This is a genomic window from Desulfuromonas sp. TF (genome assembly GCF_000472285.1).
Taxonomy (GTDB): Bacteria; Desulfobacterota; Desulfuromonadia; order Desulfuromonadales; family ATBO01; genus ATBO01.
The window spans coordinates 143,415-166,175 of the sequence record NZ_KI421426.1; the positions used below are offsets into that span (position 1 = coordinate 143,415).

At 59.3% G+C, this 22,761-nt stretch carries 20 protein-coding genes; 13 read left to right on the forward strand and 7 right to left on the reverse strand.

Annotated features, from left to right (window positions below; all coding sequences use genetic code 11):
• Window positions 1-19: 19 nt before the first annotated feature.
• Entirely contained in the window at window positions 20-394 is a 375-nt protein-coding gene (locus DTF_RS0118725) for a PilZ domain-containing protein (protein WP_027716563.1), read from the forward strand.
• A gap of 186 nt (window positions 395-580) precedes the next feature.
• Window positions 581-2,011 carry an ATP-binding protein gene (locus DTF_RS0118730; RefSeq protein WP_027716564.1) on the forward strand — a complete coding sequence of 477 codons (1,431 nt, stop codon included), beginning with the start codon at window positions 581-583 and terminating at the stop codon, window positions 2,009-2,011.
• Window positions 2,012-2,384: 373 nt separating this feature from the next.
• On the opposite strand, the gene DTF_RS0118735 is transcribed toward DTF_RS0118730, so the two are convergent.
• Together DTF_RS0118735 and DTF_RS25825 are read right to left on the reverse strand one after the other, a co-directional pair.
• Window positions 2,385-2,951, reverse strand: a complete 567-nt coding sequence (locus DTF_RS0118735) for a YfaZ family outer membrane protein (protein ID WP_027716565.1) — start codon at window positions 2,949-2,951, stop codon at window positions 2,385-2,387.
• A gap of 138 nt (window positions 2,952-3,089) precedes the next feature.
• Complete coding sequence (locus tag DTF_RS25825; protein ID WP_051361467.1) at window positions 3,090-5,540, reverse strand: PAS domain S-box protein; 2,451 nt, start codon at window positions 5,538-5,540, stop codon at window positions 3,090-3,092.
• A gap of 286 nt (window positions 5,541-5,826) precedes the next feature.
• Between DTF_RS25825 and DTF_RS24520 the strand changes: the two genes are divergently transcribed.
• From DTF_RS24520 to DTF_RS0118760, 4 genes are all read left to right on the forward strand, one after another.
• On the forward strand, window positions 5,827-6,402 hold the full coding sequence (locus DTF_RS24520) for a hypothetical protein (protein ID WP_051361468.1): 576 nt from the start codon (window positions 5,827-5,829) through the stop codon (window positions 6,400-6,402).
• A gap of 9 nt (window positions 6,403-6,411) precedes the next feature.
• Window positions 6,412-6,816, forward strand: a complete 405-nt coding sequence (locus tag DTF_RS0118750) for a phage holin family protein (RefSeq protein ID WP_027716566.1) — start codon at window positions 6,412-6,414, stop codon at window positions 6,814-6,816.
• Window position 6,817: 1 nt separating this feature from the next.
• A complete protein-coding gene (locus DTF_RS0118755; protein WP_027716567.1) occupies window positions 6,818-7,642 on the forward strand; it encodes a DUF3618 domain-containing protein in 825 nt (274 codons plus the stop codon).
• Window positions 7,643-7,917: 275 nt separating this feature from the next.
• Window positions 7,918-9,612 carry a PAS domain S-box protein gene (locus DTF_RS0118760; protein ID WP_027716568.1) on the forward strand — a complete coding sequence of 565 codons (1,695 nt, stop codon included), beginning with the start codon at window positions 7,918-7,920 and terminating at the stop codon, window positions 9,610-9,612.
• A 128-nt stretch (window positions 9,613-9,740) separates the two neighbouring features.
• On the opposite strand, the gene DTF_RS0118765 is transcribed toward DTF_RS0118760, so the two are convergent.
• The gene (locus DTF_RS0118765) at window positions 9,741-10,301 is read right to left on the reverse strand and encodes a hypothetical protein (protein ID WP_027716569.1); all 561 of its coding nucleotides are present in this window, start codon (window positions 10,299-10,301) and stop codon (window positions 9,741-9,743) included.
• Window positions 10,298-10,828 (reverse strand): RNA polymerase sigma factor, encoded by a 531-nt coding sequence (locus DTF_RS0118770; protein ID WP_027716570.1) that lies wholly within the window; start codon window positions 10,826-10,828, stop codon window positions 10,298-10,300. Before DTF_RS0118770 ends, DTF_RS0118765 begins: the two co-directional genes overlap by 4 nt.
• A gap of 149 nt (window positions 10,829-10,977) precedes the next feature.
• Between DTF_RS0118770 and DTF_RS0118775 the strand changes: the two genes are divergently transcribed.
• Window positions 10,978-11,601, forward strand: a complete 624-nt coding sequence (locus DTF_RS0118775; RefSeq protein ID WP_027716571.1) for a DUF6448 family protein — start codon at window positions 10,978-10,980, stop codon at window positions 11,599-11,601.
• A gap of 27 nt (window positions 11,602-11,628) precedes the next feature.
• Here the strand turns inward: DTF_RS0118775 and DTF_RS0118780 are convergent, their stop codons facing one another.
• Together DTF_RS0118780 and DTF_RS24525 are read right to left on the reverse strand one after the other, a co-directional pair.
• Window positions 11,629-12,681 carry a cytochrome-c peroxidase gene (locus tag DTF_RS0118780; protein ID WP_035058141.1) on the reverse strand — a complete coding sequence of 351 codons (1,053 nt, stop codon included), beginning with the start codon at window positions 12,679-12,681 and terminating at the stop codon, window positions 11,629-11,631.
• Window positions 12,682-12,831: 150 nt separating this feature from the next.
• Window positions 12,832-13,914, reverse strand: coding sequence for a PAS domain-containing sensor histidine kinase (locus tag DTF_RS24525; protein ID WP_027716573.1), 1,083 nt, complete (start codon window positions 13,912-13,914; stop codon window positions 12,832-12,834).
• A gap of 437 nt (window positions 13,915-14,351) precedes the next feature.
• On the opposite strand from DTF_RS24525, the gene mrcB reads away from it, so the two are divergent.
• From mrcB to DTF_RS0118815, 6 genes are all read left to right on the forward strand, one after another.
• Entirely contained in the window at window positions 14,352-16,649 is a 2,298-nt protein-coding gene (mrcB, locus tag DTF_RS0118790) for a penicillin-binding protein 1B (RefSeq protein ID WP_027716574.1), read from the forward strand.
• Window positions 16,646-17,065 (forward strand): tetratricopeptide repeat protein, encoded by a 420-nt coding sequence (locus tag DTF_RS24530; protein ID WP_051361469.1) that lies wholly within the window; start codon window positions 16,646-16,648, stop codon window positions 17,063-17,065. The genes mrcB and DTF_RS24530 overlap by 4 nt, the downstream gene beginning before the upstream one ends.
• A gap of 400 nt (window positions 17,066-17,465) precedes the next feature.
• A complete protein-coding gene (locus DTF_RS0118800; RefSeq protein WP_162148670.1) occupies window positions 17,466-18,710 on the forward strand; it encodes a porin in 1,245 nt (414 codons plus the stop codon).
• Between the two features lie 58 nt (window positions 18,711-18,768).
• A complete protein-coding gene (locus DTF_RS0118805; RefSeq protein WP_027716576.1) occupies window positions 18,769-19,569 on the forward strand; it encodes a substrate-binding domain-containing protein in 801 nt (266 codons plus the stop codon).
• A gap of 48 nt (window positions 19,570-19,617) precedes the next feature.
• Window positions 19,618-20,319, forward strand: coding sequence for an ATP-binding cassette domain-containing protein (locus DTF_RS24535; protein WP_051361470.1), 702 nt, complete (start codon window positions 19,618-19,620; stop codon window positions 20,317-20,319).
• 84 nt (window positions 20,320-20,403) lie between these two features.
• The gene (locus DTF_RS0118815) at window positions 20,404-21,315 is read left to right on the forward strand and encodes a helix-turn-helix transcriptional regulator (protein ID WP_027716577.1); all 912 of its coding nucleotides are present in this window, start codon (window positions 20,404-20,406) and stop codon (window positions 21,313-21,315) included.
• A 116-nt stretch (window positions 21,316-21,431) separates the two neighbouring features.
• Here the strand turns inward: DTF_RS0118815 and DTF_RS24540 are convergent.
• Window positions 21,432-22,761, reverse strand: a 1,330-nt coding sequence (locus DTF_RS24540; protein ID WP_226989423.1) for a helicase HerA-like domain-containing protein, incomplete at its 5' end; no start/stop codon positions are given.

The following is a 22,761-nucleotide window of genomic DNA, read 5'->3' on the forward strand; positions in this document are numbered from 1 at the left end:
ATTCCGGGAGGATGCAAGAATGAGTGAGCAGACCAGCGACAAACCGCCTGTCGGCCAGGCCAACCAGAGAACCAGTCTGCGTTCGCCGCTACTCGTATTGAAGGTAAAAGTCGATGATGGCAGGAAATTTTTCTTCGGCTATGCCAAGAACATCAGCCGAAGCGGAATGTTTATCGCAACCGCCAATCCCCGTGAGCCGGGCAGCACTTTCCAGGTGGATATCCCTTTTCCGGAACCCCTGAGGCGCACCGTTCGCTGCACCTGCGAGGTGGTCTGGCAGCGCCAGTTCAAAAAGAAATCCTCCTTGGAACCCGGAATGGGACTCAAATTCATCGACCTGCCGGAAGCGGATGCGGATGCCATCGATGGCTGGGTAAGAAATCAAATAAAATAATTCGATCCAGCTTAAATTAAAGAAAATATAACAAGGGCCGACTCCGAAAGGGGCGGCCCCTTGTTATATTTAGTGTTTAATAATTTCCCCGCCTATACATCTCCCGCCTCGACGCTATAATAGATTTTACGAAGATACGACAGTTGATTTCAGCCGATTGAATAATTAATTCATTTGGAGGAAAAGATGGAACAACAGCTAGGTCAGCGCCTGAATGAACATCATGCCGTATCGGATAAACAGCTGAAAATAGCCCTGGAGCGCCAGCGTCTGCATGGCGGCAGGCTGGGCCACAACCTGGCCGCTCTCGGCTATATCACCTCCGCCGAATTCGACTCTATTTCAAAAAGAACACCAGTCGCTCCAAAAGCAGTGCAGGACACCGGGCTTGAACTCTCGTTTATCGCAGACCTGATCATGAAACACATCCTGCACATGGGAGAATTCAAGCTCTCCGACCTCGAAGACAGCATTAAACTTCCGGCTTCCGTCCTCGACCCGGCTGTCGAATTACTGCGTCGGGAAAAACTGATCGAGGTCAAAGGCGCCGCCGAATACGTCAAATCCTCCTACAATTTCTCCATCAATGAGAACGGAAAGGCCAGGGCGTCGGAACTGCTCGATATCTGCCAGTATTCCGGTCCGGCTCCCGTGCCGTTGGAATCCTACCGCAAGATGGTGGAACTTCAGACCATCAACAATATGGAAATTAACGAAGAGCGGGTCAGAAAAGCATTTTCCGAACTTATCGTCGGCGAAAAGCTCCTGAGGCGTCTTGGACCCGCCATCAGCTCGGGAAACCCCATATTCATGTACGGTCCACCGGGGAACGGCAAAACGACGCTGGCTGAAAGGATAGGGGACATACTTCCCAGCACCATTTTCATGCCCTATTCGATTATCGTAGGCGGTCAGATCATCATCATCTTCGATCCGGTAAACCATACTCCTGTACCCGACGTCTCGAAACCGGCCGGAAACGGCCAGGCGGCCGACCAGCGATGGGTGCGGGTCCGCCGGCCGGTCGTCACCACGGGGGGGGAACTCACCCTGAAAACCCTGGATCTCGAATTCAACACCATCGCCAAGTACTATGAGGCGCCCCTGCAGATGAAGGCCAACAACGGGCTTTTCATCATCGACGATTTCGGCCGTCAGCAGGTCGATCCCCAGCAGTTGCTCAATCGATGGATCGTAAATCTCGACCGGAAAATCGACTTTATGTCCCTGCATACAGGAATGAAGTTCGAGATCCCCTTCGACCAGCTGGTGATCTTTTCGACCAACCTCGAACCGAAGACGCTGGTGGACGAAGCCTTCCTGCGCCGCATCCGGTACAAGATCAAAATCGATCATCCTACCGAAGAGGAGTATGAACATATTTTCCGCAAAGTATGCGAATCGAATGATGTTCCGTTCAGAAAAGAGGTTTTCGAATATCTGCTCAGCAACTATTACAAAAGGCTCGGCGTCCCCCTCAATGCCTGCCATCCCAGGGATATCATCGGCCATGTGGTCGATGATTCGCGGTACTACAACTACCCTCCGGAACTTACCGAGGAGACGATACAAAATGCCTGGGAGAACTACTTCGTGGGGGACTCCGAGGGAGAATAGCTTTGGAGACATGAGCAGATCCACGGATTACTGGGGCCGCTTCCGATAAGGAAGCGGCCTTTCCATCTCCCCCCGCGGCCGCTGCGGCAGGTTCATCTCTCTGTGTCGGACCGCTCGCGGCGGCCAGACTCTGACCTTGAATGACTTGTCCTGGGCATGAACCAGTGACGGCCACTCCGGGGTTGTCAGCCGACAGTTCTCCAGCAAAGTGGTGGAGAGGTAGTCTGTGGCATCGTTTGCCTGGCTCGGAGTCAGTAGCCTTTGTTGAACTTAGCGTCTGGAACCCGCATGTCAATCCCGACGGGGCGCACCAATAGAAAGAGGCGCCATCCTCTCGGGTGACGCCCCTTCTCTTCCATACTCTGCCGCCGGCTCAAAAGCTGGCCTGAAAGCCGACCCGCACCTCTTCGTCGATCGTCCAGTTCCCCCGATCCTCGAAATCGCTCCTGATGTTCTGGTATTCGGCAAACACCCGCACCTTCGGGGTGACGGCATAAGCGAGCCGGACGCCGGTCTCCAGAAGGCGTTCGGCATCGAGGCCGGTAAAGATCTGCGGCGCGTAGTAAATTTTGCCGCCGAAACCGAAGCCGCCCAAGGCCGGAGGGGCGAAGTTCAGGCGGCCGCCGACGCCGAGGGCAAGAAGATCCTGCCTGTCGTCCGTGCGGCCTCCATAGAGCAGGCCGCCGACGCCGAGAGAGAATCCAGGAACGTTCCCCGGCTCACCGACGAACGTCACCCCCGCCGATCCCAGCCGGGTCTCCTCGTGGTCGTTGTAGAGCGCTCGCCCCTCAAACTGCATCGTTCCGTAATCATCGGAGCGCAGGGGGAAGACGAGCTGAACCTGGGCGCTCGTATCGTTGAAGCTCAGGTCGAAGGAACTCGACCATGCCGGCAAGGCGGGCAGGCACAGCAATAAGGGCAGCAGCAAATACTTCTTCATGCGGGAACCTCCTTGAATACACATCAAAACGAGTTTTCCGGAAGGCGAAGACACCGGAGCGATGCACTATCGCATATGTCTTTCGTCCGATCAAGGTTCTCCTGCGGGAGCAGGGTTCGGCATTTTCAAGCGGACAGATCAGTTCCCGGGAAACCTCGATTTCACTCCACACCGGCAGCTTTCGATTAGTCTGTTCAGTTCTTCTACATGAATAGGTTTGGCCAAAAACCCGTCCATGCCCGCGGACAGGCATTCCTGCCGGTCTTCCGGCCTGGCGTGGGCAGTGAGGGCAAAAATGCAGACTCTTCGGCCCCGTCCGTTTTCCATTTCGCGGATCTGCCTCGTGGCCTCAAGGCCGTTCATCTCCGGCATCTGAAGATCCATGAGAATCAGGTCGACTCCTCCCGCTTTCCATAGGTCCACCGCCTCGCGCCCGTTCGCGGCAGTGGACACCGTCAACCCCCGCTTGTCGAGAATCATTCTTACCAGATCCCGAACCGTCGGATCGTCCTCGGCCAGGAGGATCTGCAATGGGCCGCCGCTGTCTCCCGTCGCTTCTGAGGGAGCAGGCTCGACTCCCTTTTCAACTTCTGTCAAGGGGATGGTGAAGGTAAAGATGCTTCCTTTCCCCACTTCACTTTCCGCTTCGAGGGAGCCGCCCATCATTTCCACCAGTTCTTTGCTGATCGCCAATCCCAGGCCCGTACCGCCATAGGTGCGGGTCAGTGAGCTGTCCGCCTGGGTGAAGAGTCGAAAAAGGTCACTGATTTTATCTGCGGGAATGCCGATGCCGGTGTCGCGAACGGAAAACACCAGCTCACCGGCCTTCTTGACGACATTCACCGATACCTCGCCGTTCCGGGTGAATTTAACGGCGTTCCCCACCAGGTTTATCAGCACCTGTTCCAGCCGAACGGAATCGCCGTTCAACTGCTCAGGCAGCTGCGGGTCAACCGTCCAGTGAAGGAGCAATCCCTTTTTCCGCGCCGGCGCCGCAAAGATCTCCATCGCCTGGCGAATACAACTCCGGAGATCGAAAGGCTGCTCCTCTATTTTCAACTGCCGCGCCTCGATCCTGGAGATGTCGAGCAGGTCGTCGATGAGTTCCAGCAGCCGATCGGCGGAGGTGTCGGCCATCTCCAGAAGATGCTCCCGCTCGGGAGCTGCCCATGATTTCTTCAGCAACTCCAGTGAGCCCATGATCACCGTCATCGGGGTGCGGAGTTCATGGCTCATGTTGGCCAGGAATTGACTTTTGGCCAGACTCGCATCCTCGGCCACCTCCTTCGCCATAAGCAGATCCTGTTCCATGCGCTTTCGCTCCGTAATATCCTGAACAATGTTTATCAGGTGCAGGGGAGCGCCTTCCGCATCATGGACAAGTCCTGCCGATAGATAGACCCATATTTCGTTCCCATCCCTGCGGAGGTATCGTTTTTCGATCCTGTAAACCGAGATATCGCCGGAACCGAGTTCCCGGAGGGCCTCCCGGGTTTCGTGCCGGTCCTCCGGATGGGTGATCTCAAGGACCGACCTTCCCAGCAATTCCTCCCGGCTATAGCCGACAATCTGGCAGAAGCGATCGTTTACCCGCAAAAAGGATCCATCCAGGGCCATCTGCACCGTCCCCACCGCCGCATTATCGAAGAAGGCCCGGAACTGCTCTTCTTTTTTCTGCAGTTTCCGTATCCCCTGAACTTTCGCCGTCACATTGCGGACGATGTACGCCGCTCCGATCATGTTGCCTTCGGCGCCTCGCAGAGGACTGTACCGCATCTCGTAAACGTTTCGCTCCAGTCCGGGATCGCCCATCTCCTGTATGGCGGTGAATGACTCCCCCTTCAATGCCCGGCCCCAGAGCTTCATGGCCTTTTTCCGGTCTTCCGGAAGATGCGCCAGCGCCTCCGTCATGCTGCTGCCCAACTCGATGTCCGTGCCGAAGATCCGCTTGAATTCCTCACGGTAGGCGCGGTTGAAGAGGATAAACCGGAAGCCGGGGTCCTGCGCGGCGATCAGATCCTCGGTCCCTTCGGTGATCCCCTCCAGCAGGTCATGCGCCTGCCGCAGGCGTTCCCGGCTTTCCCTGATCTCCGTCTCGGTCTGCTTGTACCGCGTGATGTCGCGCACATGGGCAAGGATGGCATCCTGCCCGCCCATGGGCATCCGGCGCAGGAATACTTCCGCATCAAACTCGGTGCCCTCTTTGTACCGCCGCCCCTTCCATTCGAATACCTGATCTTCTCCCTCCGCCACCTTCGCCCAGATGGCTGTCGCGGTTTCCATCGGCATCGATGGACTGACGAAGTCGGCAATCGTCAGGCGCAGGGCTTCTTCACGACTGATGCCGTGCAGATGAAGGAACGTTTCATTGGCATCGAGCACCTCGCCGGCCAGGGTGTGGATCACGATCGCATCGAAGCTGCTGTCGAAAACGACCCGCAAAAGGTCGCCCGTCTCCCGCCATCCATCGGCTTCTCGCACCCTGGCAAGGGCATCGTCCCGCTCCTTTTCCAGGCGCCGGAGTTGTTCCTTCAGCACCCCGGTCTCGCGTTCCGATTCGGGCAGGTCGGGAGTATTTTTGTCATCCATGTCCTAGGTCCACTTTGATGTATAGTGAAATAAATTCTACATATACTTGGCCTCGGGGTCAAAGATCAAGTAATTTTAATAACTTAGTCTTGAATAAAGCCACCTGCGCCAGGGGAAGCGGGACCGAAAAGTTTTCTAGTTTCCCTGATATGCTCAGAGCTTCTCTGTAGAATCCATGACCATTCGTGAGGGCACTCTTCCACTCTTGACAGACTCCTTGGCGGTGATAGGTTTGGAATAAAAAACGACGATAAAAGAGGTACTTACCCGCACACAGGAGGCACCTATGGCAGAGGATAGAATAATCGGAACCAGTGGAAGCACCACTGGACCCGCCTCCGGGACCGGCGATAAGAAAACCTGGTCCAGGCAGGAGGCGGAACACCTCCGGGAAGAGCTCCAGAGAAAGGGAGAATCCCTGCTGAGCGAGCAGAAAGGCTCTCTGGCCGAGATCCTGAACGGAATCGCCAATGCCCTGGACAAATCGGCACCCCACTTCGCTGAAGAAGGGCAGCCCAATACCTCCCGTTACACCCGGGAGGCGGCGGAAAATCTCCATCGCTTTGCCCGGGACCTGCGCGAACGCGATATCGAATCTCTGAAGCGCCAGGTTACGGATCTGGCCCGGCAGCAGCCGGCCCTGATCGCCGGCGGCGCGGTGGCACTCGGCTTCCTCGCTTCCCGCTTCTTCAAGAGTTCCGCCGAGCATACGGAACATGAATATCGCGAAGACTCAGGTTCCCGCGAACGAGAGGAGAGCCTGATCATGGGGACGGAGGCGGGGTTCCGGGGAACGACCCCCTCTTCCCCAATCCTCACGGAGAAGGAGTTCAAGGAAAAAGAAAAGGAATTCCCCACATAGGAGGACGTTATGGAAAAGAATACATACAGGGAAGAGCGGTCGGTAGCCGGCCTCTTTTCCGAACTGACCCGGGAGATGTCTTCGCTGGTGCGCCACGAGGTCGCCCTCGCCAAGGCGGAAATGTCCGAAAAGGCCCACCAGGCGACCACGGGGGTCACCTCCCTCGCCGTCGGCGGAATGGTCACTTTCGCCAGCATTCTCGTCCTGCTCTTTTCGGCCGTCTACGCCCTCGCCCAGGTGGTGGAGCTCTGGCTTGCCGCCCTGATCGTCGGCCTTATCGTTCTGGTGGTCGGCGTGGTGATGCTGCAGAAGGGGCGCAGCAACCTCAAGGCGAAGAATCTGGTTCCGCACCGCACCATGAAAACGATGCGGGAGGACAAATCGTTTGCCAAGGATCATATAAGGAGCACATGAGATGAACGGAAGACAGGATATCGACGAACGGACCGAAGAGCTCCGGGAAAAGTTCCGGGCACAGGAATCCGTGCGGCATTCCGAATCGCTCGATGAACTCTCGGAAAAAAATTCCGCCGAACTGGAGAACGAAATCCGCATGATCCGCGCCGAAATGGACCAGACTCTCCGGGAAATCGAGCGCAGATTATCTCCCGGAGAACTCCTGGATCGGGCACTTCATCAGTTGCCAGGGGGACCCAAGGAATTTGCTAACAACCTGGGGTACGCCCTGCGCGACAATCCCCTCCCCGCGGCGTTGACGGGTATCGGCCTCGCCTGGCTCATGGCCGAATCCGGCAGTTCCTCTTATGAAGGCCGGGTGCGGCATTCAGGCGCCGCACGGGAGAAGATGCGGGAGGCGTCCCACACCGTGGGTGAAAAGTTCCACCAGGTCAGCGACCGCATCCACGGCGGGATCTCACGGGTCAAGGAAAGCATGCACGAAGCAGGAAGTTCGGTCAGGGAAGGAGCGGAGGCAGCCCGTTCCCGGGCCGGAGAAGCCGGCTACGGCATTCAGGAAAAGGGCCGGCATATGCGAGAGAGCTTTGCTGGAATGCGGGATGAGCGCCCCATCCTGCTGGCCGGACTGGGGTTGGCCGTGGGCGCTCTCATCGGCGCGGCCATACCCCCGACCCGAACCGAGGACCGGTTGATGGGAGAAACCCGCGACAAGGCTGTGGACCGTGCTAAGGAAAAGGGCCGTGAGCAGACGGAGACAGCCGAAGCAATCCTCCGCACAGGCGTGGAATCGGCGCGCGAGGAGACGGAGCGCCGGCTCCACTGAGGCGCTGGAAAGGGGCTCTCCGGAGCCCCTTTTTCCATGCGTTTTTCATCGCAATTATTAAAAAACCGATCCCTAAAGAGCATCGGCCTTTCTCATGCCATGGCAGTTCAGATGCTTTCGTGACGTCCGCGCGGGAAGAAGTGAATCCGCTGCTCTCGGTAAAGAAGGGGCAGGCGCTTCGGGAGAAAAAGCACCTGCTTTTTTTGCCTTACCCGCTGTTGTTTATTGAAGTTATTTAAAGTTATACTTTGTCTTACATCTGAAGGAGGGACGGGATGGCACGGAACAAAACTGACGCCGGCAATTCTGAAGCGTCCCAGAGGGAAAACCTGACATTGAAGGAGAAGATCCGGCGCCTCGAGAATGAGAGGGATGCCGTTCTGTCGCGCCTTCGGGAATTGGAAACAGCAGGCCGTCAGCACGAAAACTCGGCACGCGAGGATGCCGAGACGGAGCCAGCGGGAAATATCGAAGGTGTTAAGAAGGCCCCGCGAAAAAGCAGGGGGCGGTATCGGGATCTGGTCGAGCAGGTCAATGACTGGGTGTGGGAGGTCGACGAGAAAGGCGTCTATACCTATGCCAGCCCGCAGATTCGCGACCTGCTCGGGTACGAGCCGGAGGAGGTGATCGGGAAAAAGCCTTTCGATCTCATGCCCGACCATGAAGGGGAGAGGGTGGGCAGGATCTTCGGGGAGATCGCGGAAAAACGCCAGCCGTTTTGCGCCCTGGAAAACACCAATTTCCATAAAGACGGTCGCCTGGTCGTTCTCGAAACCAGCGGCGTTCCGTTTTTCGACAAGTCGGGAAATCTTCTCGGTTACCGGGGAGTCGACCGGAACATCACCGACCGCAGAACATTGGAACGCGAACGGGAACGGCTGATCGAGGAGGACCGGCGCCGCCTGGCCTTGATAGAGGCGATTTTCGATGCGACGCAGGATGGAATCGCCATTTACGATGCGGAGGGGAAGATTCTGCGCATGAACGGCGCCGCTGAAGAATTCCTCGGATATACGGCCGAGGTGCGGGAGATGGATATCGATCGGCGATGGGACCGGATGCGCGTGGAGAAAATGGATGGCGCCCCCCTGCCGTCCGGTGAGATCCCGGCCAAAAGGGCGCTGGCGGGCGAGAAGATCCGGACAGTCCTTCATTTCCGGCCGCCCGGGCGGCCTCCGTGCTGGCTTTCCGTCAGTGCCGCCCCCATTCTCGCGACCGGACCGAACGCCGCGAGGGCCGTCATCATCCTCACCGATATCACGGATCTGTACCAACTGCAGAAAGAGCAGGAGATTTTCATGCAGATGATTTCCCACGACCTGCGGACGCCGATCACCGTCATCCAGGGGCATGCGGAGATGCTTCAAGGGCGGATCTCGGAGCCCGACGAGATCACCACCGTCAATCTGGATTCGATCAAAGAGGGCACGCGGCAGCTGACCGGCATGATGGAGGACCTGGCGCGGGTCATCCATCTGGAGAAGGGGCAGCTCCCCCTCGAATTCGAGCCGATCGAGGTGCCGGAGTTCATAACCCGATTGCTGAACCGGCTGACTCTGGCCGGAATCGGCTGGCCGGCAGAAAAATCGTTCCCGCCGGACCTGCCGCCGGTCTGGGCCGACGCGGAAAGCCTGGAGCGCATCCTCACCAACCTGATCACGAACGCCTTCATGTATTCCTCAGTTGAAAGCCCGGTCCGGGTTGCGTCCGAGGTCGATGGAGAAAACATGCGGATTTCCATAACTGACCACGGCAAGGGGATCTCGCCGGAGGACCAGCTCTATCTGTTCGAGCGCTTCTTCCGGAGCAGGGATGCCGGACGGAAACGGGGGATCGGACTGGGTCTCTACATCACCCGGAGACTGGTCGAAGCCCATGGTGGAAGCATTTGGGTGACCAGTGAGCCGGGGAAAGGAAGCATGTTTACCTTCAGCATCCCACTGCAGCAAGAAGGGCGTACCCTGTCATAAGCGCGGGCCCGAATTTCGGTGGAGAGATTGACCATCCGATCCCAGAGCGTGCCTGCAAAAGGCTTGCGGACGTCACCGCAAGCCCTTGAATTTTGGCGTCCCCGCTCAGCGAAGGCCTGTCAGGCTGACTATCCATGAGCGGGCTCTCCGGCTGCCCCCCGACCCGCCCGCAGCCGGATGACGAATCCATACCCGAAAACGTTGCCCAGCATCGCACCCCCCACCCAGGTCAAGGAGCCGGCCATGAACACCTCGGGTCCAAGCGCTACCAGCGTCACATAGGCCAGTACGCTGTAAAGGGCAAAGTAGAGATTCTTTGCAGGGGCGACGGTTCGGATTTCGTGGCGAGTCAGAACCAGGCCGCCCAGTGCCGCTCCGAGAATCACGAACAGCATCCCACAGAGGAGATAGAAGACGGCGGGGGATGCTGCAGCGTGAAGACGATGCAGGAAAGCGTTGTGCGCCCCGAAGCCCAGACCGAATTGGGGGCAGAGGGTCAAGGTCACCAGACCGGCGGCCACCTCGACCACCGTCAACTTGCCAAAGACCTTCCAGGAGGCAGGCTGAAGGTCTTTGGCCACAATGTGCAGGACATTCTCATCCATTTCCCTCGACGTGTCAGCCGGGACGCCATCGATGAACCCGGCAAATTCCCTCAGCATCTCATGTTCCGATCCAATTTTACTCATGGCTTCTCCTTTCCCACCATCAGGCTGCGCAGTTTGCGGACCGCCCGGCTGATGATCTGGCGCGAATTGTCCACCGAGATCTGCATCTGGTCGGCAATTTCGGCGAAGGTCAATCCCTGGTTGAACCGCAGTTCCAGGGCTTTGCGCTGACTATCGTTCAGCCTGGAGAGCTCGGCAAAGGCTGCGTCGATGGAGGAGGTATCGGAAACCGGGGCGACGTAGGTTTCTACGGTCTTCTCGGAAACCGTGACGTGCTTCCCATAGGCGTCCCTCTTGCGGATATGGTCGATCAGGGTGTTTCGGGCAAGGGTGAAGAGCCAGGGCAGGAAGGGGATCTCCTGCCGGTATTTGTCACGGCTGCGATGAAGCTTGACGAAAATCGCCTGAAAGACATCCTCCGCCTCGCTGCGATCCTTCAATCTTGCCATCAAAAACCCGAAGACCCGATTTTTGTGCCGCTCATATAAGGCCTCGAACGCCTCCATATCGCCATCGATATAAGCCAGCATGAGTTCCTCGTCGTTCAACGTACCTCACCTTTCCCCTTTTTCTCCTGTAACGAAGGGCAGCAGAAATTTGTGACAGAATTTTTCTTTTATTTTTTTGTCACAAACAGCTCTGGGTTTTCGTTCTGGTATTCAAATGCACAAAAAACCCATTTCCCAAGGAGTACACCATGCAAAAAGTCAGCACCTGCAGTAAAGGATTTCTGTTTTCGGTCTGCCTTGCCCTGGCAATCCTGATCGTTCCGCAGACTGCCATGGCCCATTGCGACACTCTCGACGGACCGGTGGTAGCGGACGCACGGGTCGCCCTTGCCGAGGGGAATGTTACCCCTATCCTGAAGTGGCTTCAAGTCAGAGACGAACAGGAGGTTCGGGAGGCTTTCGCAAGGACCCTTGCGGTGCGCAGGCTCAATCCCGAAGCGCAGAAACTGGCCGACACCTACTTCTTTGAAACCCTTGTACGGCTCCATCGCGCCGGGGAGGGGGCTCCTTACACCGGGCTCAAGGCGGCAGGAACCGTTGAGCCCGTGGTCGCCAAAGCCGACCAGGCCTTGGAACAGGGCGTTGTAGACGGCCTGGCCGGGGCCATTGCCGCCCACACCGAGGAAGGGATTCGCGAGCGCTTCAGGAATGCCCTGCTCACCAGAAAGCATGCACAGGATAGTGTGCGGGCAGGCAGGGAATACGTCGAAGCCTACGTGACTTATGTCCATTATGTCGAAGGGATCGCTCAGGCCGTTCATGGCGCCCCCCATCATGACGAAGCCGCGTCTCCAACAGCGCACCAGCACTGACCGTCGCCATCAATCGATTTTTTGATACTATGGCCTCTTGATGGCCAGAACCGGCTGGGGCGTCCCGGAGGTTCTTCCAGGGAGCAGGGGGTGGACGACCTCGGGGAGATCCCCGTTCAGGGAGACCAGGAAGGCCTTGATGTCCCCGGCCTCCTGGTCCGTCAATGCAGCGCCGAGCTGGGACGATCCCATCACCTCTACCGCCGCCTTCAGATCCCAGACCTGACCGGAGTGGAAGTAGGGAGGAGTCAGATCGATATTGCGCAGGGGAGGTGATCTGAAGACATATTCATCGCTGGCGGTCTTGGTCACCGCGAAGCGGCCTTTGTCCTCCGGCGGTAGGATCTCGGCGCCGGGCTTCTCTACCACCCCGAAGGGAAAGTAGCCCTGCCCTCCTATGTTGATGCCGCTGTGGCAGCCCGCGCAACCTTTATCCATGAACAAAGACAACCCTTGTTTTTCCTGGGCCGAAAGGGCCTCGGGATCTCCCCTGAGGAACTTGTCGAAGGGGGCGTTCGGAGTGATCAGGGTTGCCTCGAAGACCTCGATGGCCCGGGCCATGTTGTCGAAGGTCACAGGCTCTTTCTGATCGGGGAACGCAGCGGCGAAGGCCTTTTCATAGTCCGGCATGCTCTTGAGGGTTTTCACGGCCAGCTCGGGAGTGCTGTTCATTTCGACATTCGCCTGCACCGGGCCCTTCGCCTGCTCTGCCAGGTCCTTGGCCCGGCCGTCCCAGAACTGAGCCACGTTGAAGACGGCATTGTAGACCGTCGGGGCATTGCGCGGCCCCTTCTGCCAGCCGTGCCCGACCGACGTCGCCTGCAGGTCCACCCCTGCCAGGCCGACGTTGTGGCAGGTCTGGCAGCTGATCAGATGGGACTCGGAGAGGCGCGGATCGAAGTAGAGCATCCGGCCCAGGTCGATCTTCTCCGGCGTCGCCGGATTGCCCTCGATGGCGGGCGGATCCTGGGGGATTGGTTTGAACTGCCCCTGGGCCCGCTGCATCAGATCGTCGGCTCCGGCTGCCAGAGTGGCGCCGGCAAGTACCAGGGTAAGGCTGACAAGAATGTTTCGGATCATGATCGCTCCTCCCATTGCAAGGGGTGATTGAGTCGTTGTCGCCGGTCAGGCTCCCGCCGCACTATGATGAGCTGGAGGCGTTGCGCCTTTGCGGCGGGAAGGGATTCCTCCCTGGGAAAGCCGGGCTCCCCCTCGCAACGCCTTCCCGCTTCAGGTCCATTCCGGATAATAAATCGAGAAGGTGGACCCTTTTTCGGGCTCGCTGCAGACGAAGACATGCCCTCCATGGGCTTCGGTCAACAGCCTGACAACGTACAGGCCCAGCCCATAGCCCTCTCCTCCACGCCTTTCGCCGCGGTCGAATCGATTAAACAAGGTGGAGATCTTTATGGGCGGGAGTCCCTTTCCCTGGTCCTGGATGGAGATTCGGACAAATCCAGCAGCCGTTGCCCCGGTTTCGATCACAATCGGGGAATATTCCTCTGAATAATTGACGGCATTGTCGAGCAGATTCGTAATCACTCGCGTCAGCTTGTCAGGGTCGGCATCTATGGGGGGCAAGTCCGGTTGAATTTGAAGTTTAAAACGGTGGAGGTTTTGGGGCGTGCGCGAATCTTGAAGGAGAGAGGGAAGAAACCGGTCCAGATGCACGGGTTTTCGATCCAGCTCGATCGGGTGGCCCTCCAGGCGGGCGACTTCCAGCAGGTCATTGATCATAGCCAGCATGCGGGTGCCGGACTGGCGTATGGATTCGATCGCGGTCCAGACCTCGTCGGGGAGATCATAGCCGCGCAACAGGGTCCCGAGCATCTCGGAATACCCGAGAATGACGGTCAGAGGCGTGCGCAGATCATGGGAAATCGATCGCTGGTAATCCTGCCGCAGGTTCTCGGTTTCACTTAATGCCGAAATGTCCGTGAAGACGCCCACCATCCCCTCCCCTATACCATCCAGCTCGATGGGGCCAATGTTGAGCAGCACCGGAAGTTTGCTTCCGTCGGGGCGCTGAACATACACTTTTTTAGCTGAAATCGTGATGTTTTCCCGGTGCACCTTGGCGAAGGGCTCCTCTTTTCCTGTAAGGGGAATTCCCTCTTCAAAAAGCAACGCCCATTCACTGGTACCGAACTTGCGGTTTGTCAGCTCTTCCCTGCTGACGCCGAAAATCCTGGCGGCGCCGGCATTGGCGTAAGTGAACGTATCGGAGTGCTCGATGGTGACGACACCGTCCAGGATGGTGTCCATGATATCGCTCAGGAGAGGCTGCTCGTTAACCAGGTCGTTGAAGTTCACGGATCTAATTCTCCGGTTTGAATCGCTGCAACTCCTCCAGGTACATTTTCTTGACATTTGCGGCACGGCAAAAAACCGGTATCGGTGACATGAAAACATCTTAACAAAATCAGGGCCGAAGGCAATCAAGACCCGTGACCTGTTCGGAGCGCCTACCGACGCGCAGCCGAGACCGGTGCTATCCAAAGCGCCTTTATGAACGGAAGCTCCGGGTCATAAGAGCTTACGACTGTGTGGCTATTCTATCAAGCAGGCGCTCGGGCGTCGAATGGCTCGAAGAGGACTGACACCTGTAACCGGGCAATGGAACATTTCTTGCTCAACTTGTAAGGTATCCGAACAACCGTGACGGATGCCGGTCAGTATCTAAAAATAGCCATATCGCATCCCTTCGTGACATAATGCGGTTTCCCTCTATTTGTTAAGGCGGAAAGTTAATGAGAAAAAGAAAGGCTAAACGCCTGAGAAACAGAAAAAAATATCTGATCATTTTTGCCGTGGCAGGGCTGCTTTTTGCCGCCGTCTTTACCGCCTACCTGGACTTCGTCGTGCGGGGGCGCTTCGAAGGAAAACGGTTTGCGCTGCCGGCGACGGTCTATGCCCGGCCACTGGAGCTGTATCCGGGTCTGCGCCTTAGCCCTGCGGAGATGATGTCGGAGCTGGCTCTTCTTGACTACCGTGAAACGCCCCTCCCCCGGGACCCGGGCTCTTTTCAATGGAGGGACGATACCCTCCATCTGGCCCTGCGCCCCTTCGGCTTCGCCGACGGACCCCAGGAAGCGATATCGGTGCGCGTGGAATTCGACGGCAATCGGGTGGCGGAGCTGACCGATCAGGCCGGCAAACCCCTTCATCTCGCGCGCATGGACCCGCCCCTGATCGGAGGCATCTATCCCGGGAAAAACGAGGACCGCGTTCTGGTAAAACTGGCCGACGTACCCGAGCACGTTGTCGATGCCTTGATCGCCGTGGAGGACCGCCGGTTCTATTCCCACCACGGCCTTGATCCGAGGGGGATCGCGCGGGCCGCCCTCACCACATTGAGCGGCGGCAGCGTGCAGGGAGGCAGCACGCTGACCCAGCAGCTCGTCAAGAACTTCTTCCTGACCGCAGATCGAACACTGAGGAGAAAGCTCACCGAAATGGTGATGGCGGTCCTGCTGGAGACCCATTACGGTAAAGAGGAAATCCTGGAAACCTACCTCAACGAAGTCTACCTGGGCCAGGACGGCAACCGCGCCATCCACGGGTTCGGACTGGCCGCCCCCTTTTTCTTCAACAAGCCTCTGACTCATCTCGACATTCACGAGGCGGCCCTGCTGGTGGGGATGCTCAAGGGGCCGACCTATTTCAGCCCGCGCAGTCATCCCCAGCGCGCGCTGGAACGGCGGAATCTCGTCCTGGAGAAGATGGCCGAGGAGGGATTCATCACCGACCAGCGGCTGCGTTCCGCCAAGGCCGCTCCCTTGGGCGTCGTCGAGAGGCCGTCCCGCGGCACGTCTCCGCATCCGGCCTTTCTGAGCCTGGTGTATCACCAGTTGAAACGAGACTATCGGGACGAAGACCTGCGCTCGGAAGGACTTAGGATTTTCACCACGCTGGATCCCAGGGTGCAGAGCGCGGCCGAAAACGCTCTGAGCAGACGCCTGGCGCGCCTTGAAAAGGCGCGCGGCATGAAGCACGGCACGCTGCAGGGCGCGCTGATCGTCACCAGCCCCCAGAACGCGGAGGTTCAGGCCGTGGTGGGGGGAAGCGACCCGAGCTTCAAGGGGTTCAACCGGGCCCTGGACGCCCGGCGGCCCATCGGGTCGCTGATCAAGCCGGTCGTCTTCCTCACCGCCCTCCAGCAGCCTCAGAGCTACAACCTGGCCACGCTCCTCGACGATACGCCCTTGATCCTGCAGCAGGCGGGAACCGACGACTGGTCACCCCAGAACTACGATAAGGAATTTCACGGCGAGGTGTCGCTGCGAGCCGCCCTGGTGAACTCGTATAATGTGCCGACGGTCAAGGTCGGCCTGGAGATCGGAGTATCCCGGGTGATGGCGAACCTGCGGCGCCTCGGGGTGGAACGGGACCTGCCCGAGTTCGCGTCCAGCCTGCTCGGTTCCAACGCCCTGTCTCCTCTGGAGGTGACGCAGGTTTATCAGACGCTTGCCAGCGGCGGCTTTCGCACGCCGCTGCGGGCCATCCATTCCGTATTGACCGCCGAGGGCGAACCGCTGCAGCGGTATCCCCTCAACGTAGAGCAGGTGATCGACCCCGCCCCCCTCTTTCTGCTGACCACGGCCATGCAGGATGTGGTGCGCGAGGGGACGGCACACGGACTCGGCGGTTATCTGCCGCCGGCTCTCGAGGTCGCGGGTAAAACCGGCACCACCGACGATTTTCGCGACAGTTGGTTCGCCGGCTTTTCCGGAGATCGCCTGGCCGTGGTATGGGTCGGACGCGACGACAACGGGTCGACCGGCCTTACCGGAGCCTCCGGGGCCATGACCGTCTGGGGCGACCTGATGGCCGGCCTCGATCCCGAGCCGCTTATCCTGGCCGAACCGGAGGATATCGAACGGGTCTGGATCGATCCGGTGTCGGGCCTGCTCAGCGACAGGGGGTGCCGTGACGCCGTCGAGCTGCCGTTTATAACCGGCTCGGCGCCGACCGAGTCCGCACCGTGCGGGCCGGGCTCCATGGCCAGGTCAGTCAAAGGGTTCTTCGAAAGGATATTCGGAAGATGAGAATAGTACGCCGCGCCCTCCTTCTGGCCGCAGCCCTGCTCCTGGCGGGATGTGCTGGGCTCCTGCCAGAAGCCCCGACGGCGCCTTCGCAAAATGCGGCTGTTCTGGCCCTTCTGGATCAGGCACAAGCACAACGGTCCGCCGGTCAGATGGAGGCGGCAGGCGCCTCCCTGGAGCGCGCCTTGCGCATCGAGCCGCGAAATCCTGTGTTGTGGCAGGAACTGGCGCGGGTCCGACTGGATCAGGGACAATATCGGCAGGCGGAAAACCTCGCTGCGAAATCCAATGCTCTCGCCGGGGATGACAAGCGCCTGCGGCCTGAGAACTGGCGAATCATCGGTCAAGCGCGAAGCCTGCTCGGGGACGTGCAGGGGGCGCAAGCTGCCTTCGAAAGGGCCGAGCGTGAAAGGTGGTAGAGCGCGACAACCCACCTGGTCTGATTGCTTTGCCGCCAGAGAAAACCTGATGTGATCTCGGGGTCACCCCCGCTCTCTTCCCGCCGATGCCTCACTCCTCCTCTAAAACCGCACCCCCTCCTCTCCGTTTTCCTTTCCCGCCGGTGAAGGCCCGTCCAGAACCCTGTCCCCCTGTATGCTGATTCTCTGCTCTCAACCTCCAAGTCGCATATAATTTTATTTGTTCATTACGGTTATTTTTGGTTGTTTTTGGAATTTTATTGACCTATCATCTCTCAAGAATGACGATTAAATTCAACCATGGATGACGGCCTCAGACATGATCCAGATCGCGTGAGTTGTCGTCTTAGCCTTGCTCCGGATGGTCCGGAGCCTATTTATGCACCAGGAGGAAACAGAAGTGAAAAAGCAGATCTTCGTATTGGCGCTGATGCTCGCAGCGACCGCCGGCTTTACCCGAAGCGGTGAAGCCAAAAGCATCGAGGAGATTCTCAAGGACAAAGGGGTGATCACCGCCGAGGAGTACCAGGAGGCACTCAAGCAGAAACCGAACGCCGCCTATGTGGCGGGGAAGGGGTTCAAGGCGGCGACGGCCGACGGCAACTACGCCCTCCTGATTGGAGGATATGCCCAGCTGATCTACCGGTACACGGACTTCGACAGCCAGGCGGGTGACGACAGGAGCGATTTCGACATCCGGCGCTTCAAGCTGGTGCTTCAGGGCAACATCTATTCGAAAAACTTCGGATACAAGTTTCAGGGAGACGTCTCCAGCGGCTTCGTCACCGAGGACGCCTTACTCAACTACAAATTCGGGGCTCCTCTCACCGTGCAGGTCGGCCAGTTCAAGCCGCCACAGTCCCGGCAGGAGCTGACAGGCGCCGGCAAGCAGCTCTTTCCCGAGCGCTCTCTGGCCAACGACACCTTCAATCTCGGCCGCGACCAGGGCGTGCAGGCCGCCGGGAGCTTCGCCGACAAGCTGGTCGAATACCGCCTCGGCCTCTTCAACGGCAACGGCCCCAATACCGGCAACCCCGATAACCGTCACATGGTGTCCGGGCGCCTCGACCTCAATCCCCTCGGCGCCTACGCCATGGACGAAGCCGGCTGGCCGGTCGATGAGCCGCTGGTCAACGTCGGCGGCTCCTTCGCCTGGAACAAGGTGGGGGCGAGCGATATCGGCTCCGGCTTCAACCGCGACAACGACGTCATGGATGTGGCTCTCGGCCTCGACGCCCTGAATGCCGCCGGCTTCACGGCCGCCTACGGCAGCGACCTCACTTGGCTGCTGTGGACCGCCAATCTGAACGCCACCTGGATGGGGGCCGTCTTCGCCGCCGAGTATTTTGACCTCAACGCCGATCCCGACCTGGGGAGTGACTGGGACGCCGACGGCTATTACGTTCAGGCCGGCTACCAGGTGATCCCCAAGACCCTTGAGCTGGCGGTGCGCTATTCCGAGGTCGAGTCCGACGACGTCAATGCGTCGTCCAGTTTCGACAAGTCGGAGACACAGTTCGGCGTCAACTACTACTTCGCCAAGCACAACCTCAAAGTGCAGAGCGACTACACCATGGTCGAGGACGACCTGAACGACGACATGGACGACAACATCTTCCGTCTTCAGGCCCAGTTCTACTACTGATCAACCCTCCGGTCCCGGCGCCCAGGCGCCGGGACCGGCAAGCAAAGGAGAGAAAGCCATGCATCGTCATCTGTTAGCCATTCTACTGCTGCTGGTGATGGCCGTCCCAGGCTTCGCCGCGGAGCGGCTGCGTATGTCCACCACCACCTCCACCGAGAACTCGGGCCTGCTCAAGGTCCTTCTCCCCCCCTTCGAAAAAGCCAATGACTGCAAGGTCGACGTGATCTCCGTCGGCACCGGCAAGGCGCTCAAGCTCGGCGAGGCCGGGGACGTCGACGTGGTTCTGGTGCACGCCCGCACGCTGGAGGACAAGTTCGTCGCCGACGGCTTCGGCGTGAACCGCAAGGACGTCATGTACAACGACTTCGTGGTTCTCGGCCCGGCCGATGATCCTGCGGGGGTGAAGGGGTCGAAATCGACCGCCGAGGCGTTTGCGAAGATCGCCGAAAAGCAGGCGCCCTTCGTCTCCCGCGGCGACGAGTCGGGAACGCACCAGAAGGAGAAGGAGATTTGGCAGGCGGCTGGGGTGAAGCCGTCCGGCGCCTGGTACGTGGAGGCCGGCCAGGGGATGGGCGAGGTGATCGTGATGGCGACCGAGAAGGACGCCTACACCATGGCCGACCGGGGAACCTACAACGCCTTCAAGAAGGAGAAGACCGACCTGGTGATCGTCTTCGAAGGGGAGAAGGGACTCTTCAACCCTTACGGTGTGATCGCCGTCAATCCCAAGAAGCATCCGCATGTGAATTATGACCTGGCGCTGCATTTCATCGACTATATCACCGGCCCCATGGGGCAGAAAATCATCGCCGATTACAAGGTGGACGGCGATCCGATCTTCTTCGTCTACAAGAAATAGAGGGATCAATGAACCGTTTTTTCAACGTGCTGCAGCAGCGGTAGGGCCATGGAACCGATTCTTGCCTTGCGCAATCTGGAATACCGCCGGGGTCCCCAATTCAGCCTCAGCATCGACCAGCTGGACTTTCAGCCCGGATGCATCTACCTGCTGGCCGGGCCCAACGGAGCCGGCAAAAGCACCCTGATGCAGTTGCTCGGACTGCTGCTGCCGCCCGACCGGGGAGAGATCATCGTCGCGGGAACGGTGGTGCGGGGAGGATCGGACCGGCAGCGTCTGCGGCGGCAGATCACCCTGGTCGAGCAGGCGCCTTTCCTCTTCGACGGAACGGTCTACGACAATCTCGCCTTCGGTCTGCGCCTGCGGAATATCCGCGGCGACCTGCAGCGCCGCCGCATCTCCTCGGCCCTGGAGGCGGTGGGACTTCAGGGTTTCGATTTCCGCCGGGCGCGCGCCCTGTCCGGCGGCGAAATCCGGCGGGTAGCCCTGGCCCGGGCCATGGTCCTGCGACCGAAAGTCCTGCTTCTCGATGAGCCGACGGCCGGTCTCGACCGGGAGTCGCTGCCGCTCTTCGAGAACTGCCTGGCAGCTCTGCCCAGGGAGGGGGTCACCGTCATTCTCTCCACCCACGACGCCGATCAGTCCCGCCGCCTGCGGGGGGAGGTCCTGCGGCTCGAAGCGGGCCGGCGGGTTGCCCTCTCCCGGCCCGGAGGGATCGGCGGTCCCCCCCGCATGGGCCTCGCCGTGTAGACTTTCTCTCCCGATTCCTATATATTTCCGGACGGATGTCGCTCAACATTCACCCGTTCCCGGTCATAGGAAAGGAATCCTGCCATGGAAAAACTTCTCTCGACCAAAGAGGTCGCGGAGTTTCTCGGGGTCAACGAGAAGATGATCTACACACTGATCAATGAGAAGGGCCTGCCGGCGACGCGGATCACCGGGAAGTGGCTGTTTCCCAAGCATCTGGTCGAACAATGGGTGGTGAGCAAGACGGTAAACTTCCCCCGGCAGCCGGAGTCGGCCGTCCAGGTCCCTAATCTGCTTCTTGTCGCGGGGAGCAACGACATCCTGCTCGACCGCACGCTGGCGCTCTTCCGGCGGCAGAACCCGGAACATGTCGCCCTGTTCGGCAACCTCGGCAGCCTCGGAGGTCTGAGGGCGCTGCGGCAGGGACTCTGCCACATCGCCACCAGCCATCTGGCCCAGGAAAATGAGGAGGAGTACAACTTCTCTTTCGCGGCAACCGAGCTGGAGGAGCTGCCCGCGGTGGTCAACTTCTGCCGCCGCGAGCAGGGCCTCTTCGTCCCCAAGGGGAACCCCCGAAATATAAAGGGGGTCGCCGACATCGGCGCCGGGGAGCTGAGGATAGCCAACCGGCCCCTGGAAGCAAGCACACGACTGCTGCTCGACCGGGAACTCAACAAGGCCGGCATCGATTGCAGGAAGGTCAAGGGGTATGACCGCGAATTCAACAGTCACCTGGAAGTCGGCCTGGAGGTTTTGTCCGGGCGGGCGGACATCGGCCCGGGCATCCGCGCCGTCGCCTCCCTGCTCGATCTCGACTTCCTTCCCCTGCGCTGGGAACGCTTCGACCTGCTCATCCCCAAGGAAGGCTTCTTCGCCAAGGGGCCGCAAATATTTCTCGAGCTCCTCCATGGCAGCGACTTTCGGAGCCTGGCTGAGAGCCTCCCCGGTTATGACCTGAGTCTGAGCGGCAAGATGGTCTATCCCCAAAGCCGATAGCTAAAGTCAGGGATCAATTAAAAAGGGCCGGGTTCAAAAGAATCGGCCCTTTCATATTCTGGCTCTCGCGCAAGGAGGTCTCAGATCCGGGCGCAGGACCTACACGCCGCGATGCATCAACTCCGCTTGCCGAACAGGGAACCCAGCACGCCCCGCATGATCTGGCGGCCGAGTTGGGTTCCGATCGAGCGGGCGGCGCTTTTGGCCGCAGCTTCGAGAAGTTCTCCCGCCGAATTTGTCTGTCGCGATCGGCTGCGCTGGGTGCTTAAAGGCGGCTCAGCCGCCTGCTGCTGGGCCCGGGCCGCCAACTGCTCATAAGCGGATTCCCGGTCGATTTCCCGGTCATAGACGGTGCCGACAATCGATTCGGATCGTACCTGTTCGCGCTCCTTCGAATCGAGCGGACGCAGGCGGCTGGCCGGCGGACAGATCAAGGCCCGCTCCACCGGCGCAGGTATCCCTTTTTCGTCGAGAAAGGAGACCAGGGCCTCCCCGACCCCGACTTCCGAAATCGCCTGCTCGACATCCAGAGGCGGGTTGGGGCGGAATGTCTGCGCCGCCGCACGCACCGCCTTCTGGTCGCGCGGGGTATAGGCGCGCAAGGCATGCTGTACCCGGTTGCCGAGCTGTCCGAGGATGGTGTCCGGCACATCGAGGGGATTCTGGGTGACGAAATAGATGCCGACGCCTTTCGAGCGGATCAGACGGACCACCTGTTCGACCTTCTCGAGCAGGGCTTCGGACGGGTCGTCGAAGAGCAGATGAGCTTCATCGAAAAAGAAAACCATCCGCGGCTTGATCGGATCACCGACCTCCGGCAGCTGCTCGAAGAGTTCGGCGATCAGCCAGAGCAGAAAGGTGGCGTAGATCTTGGGGGTCCGGATCAGACGGTCGGCCGTGAGTATGTTGATCACCCCGAGTCCGCCGGGTCCGGTCTGCATCAGGTCATCCAGGTTCAGGGCCGGTTCACCGAAGAAGTGTTCGGCGCCCTGCTGCTCCAGCGCCAACAGCGAGCGCTGGATGGCGCCGATGCTGGCCGTGGAGATATTGCCGTAGGTTGTGCGATAGTCCTTCGCGTTGTCGCCGACGGATCGGACCAGGGCCTGCAGGTCCTTGAGATCGAGCAGCAGCAGTCCCTGATCATCGGCGACCTTGAACACCAGGGTGAGAACACCTGCCTGGGTCGGGTTCAGGTCGAGCAGGCGGGCGAGCAGCAAAGGGCCCATCTCCGAGACCGTGGTGCGGACCGGGTGTCCCTGCTCACCGAACAGGTCCCAGAACACCACGGGAAAACCCTGAGGCTGGAAGTCCTCCAGACCGAGGGTTTCAACCCGCTCCACGATTTTGGGATGATCCCCGCCGGCTTTAGCCAGTCCGGACAGGTCTCCTTTGACGTCGGCCATGAAGACCGGCACGCCGATGCGGCTGAAGTGTTCCGCAAACACA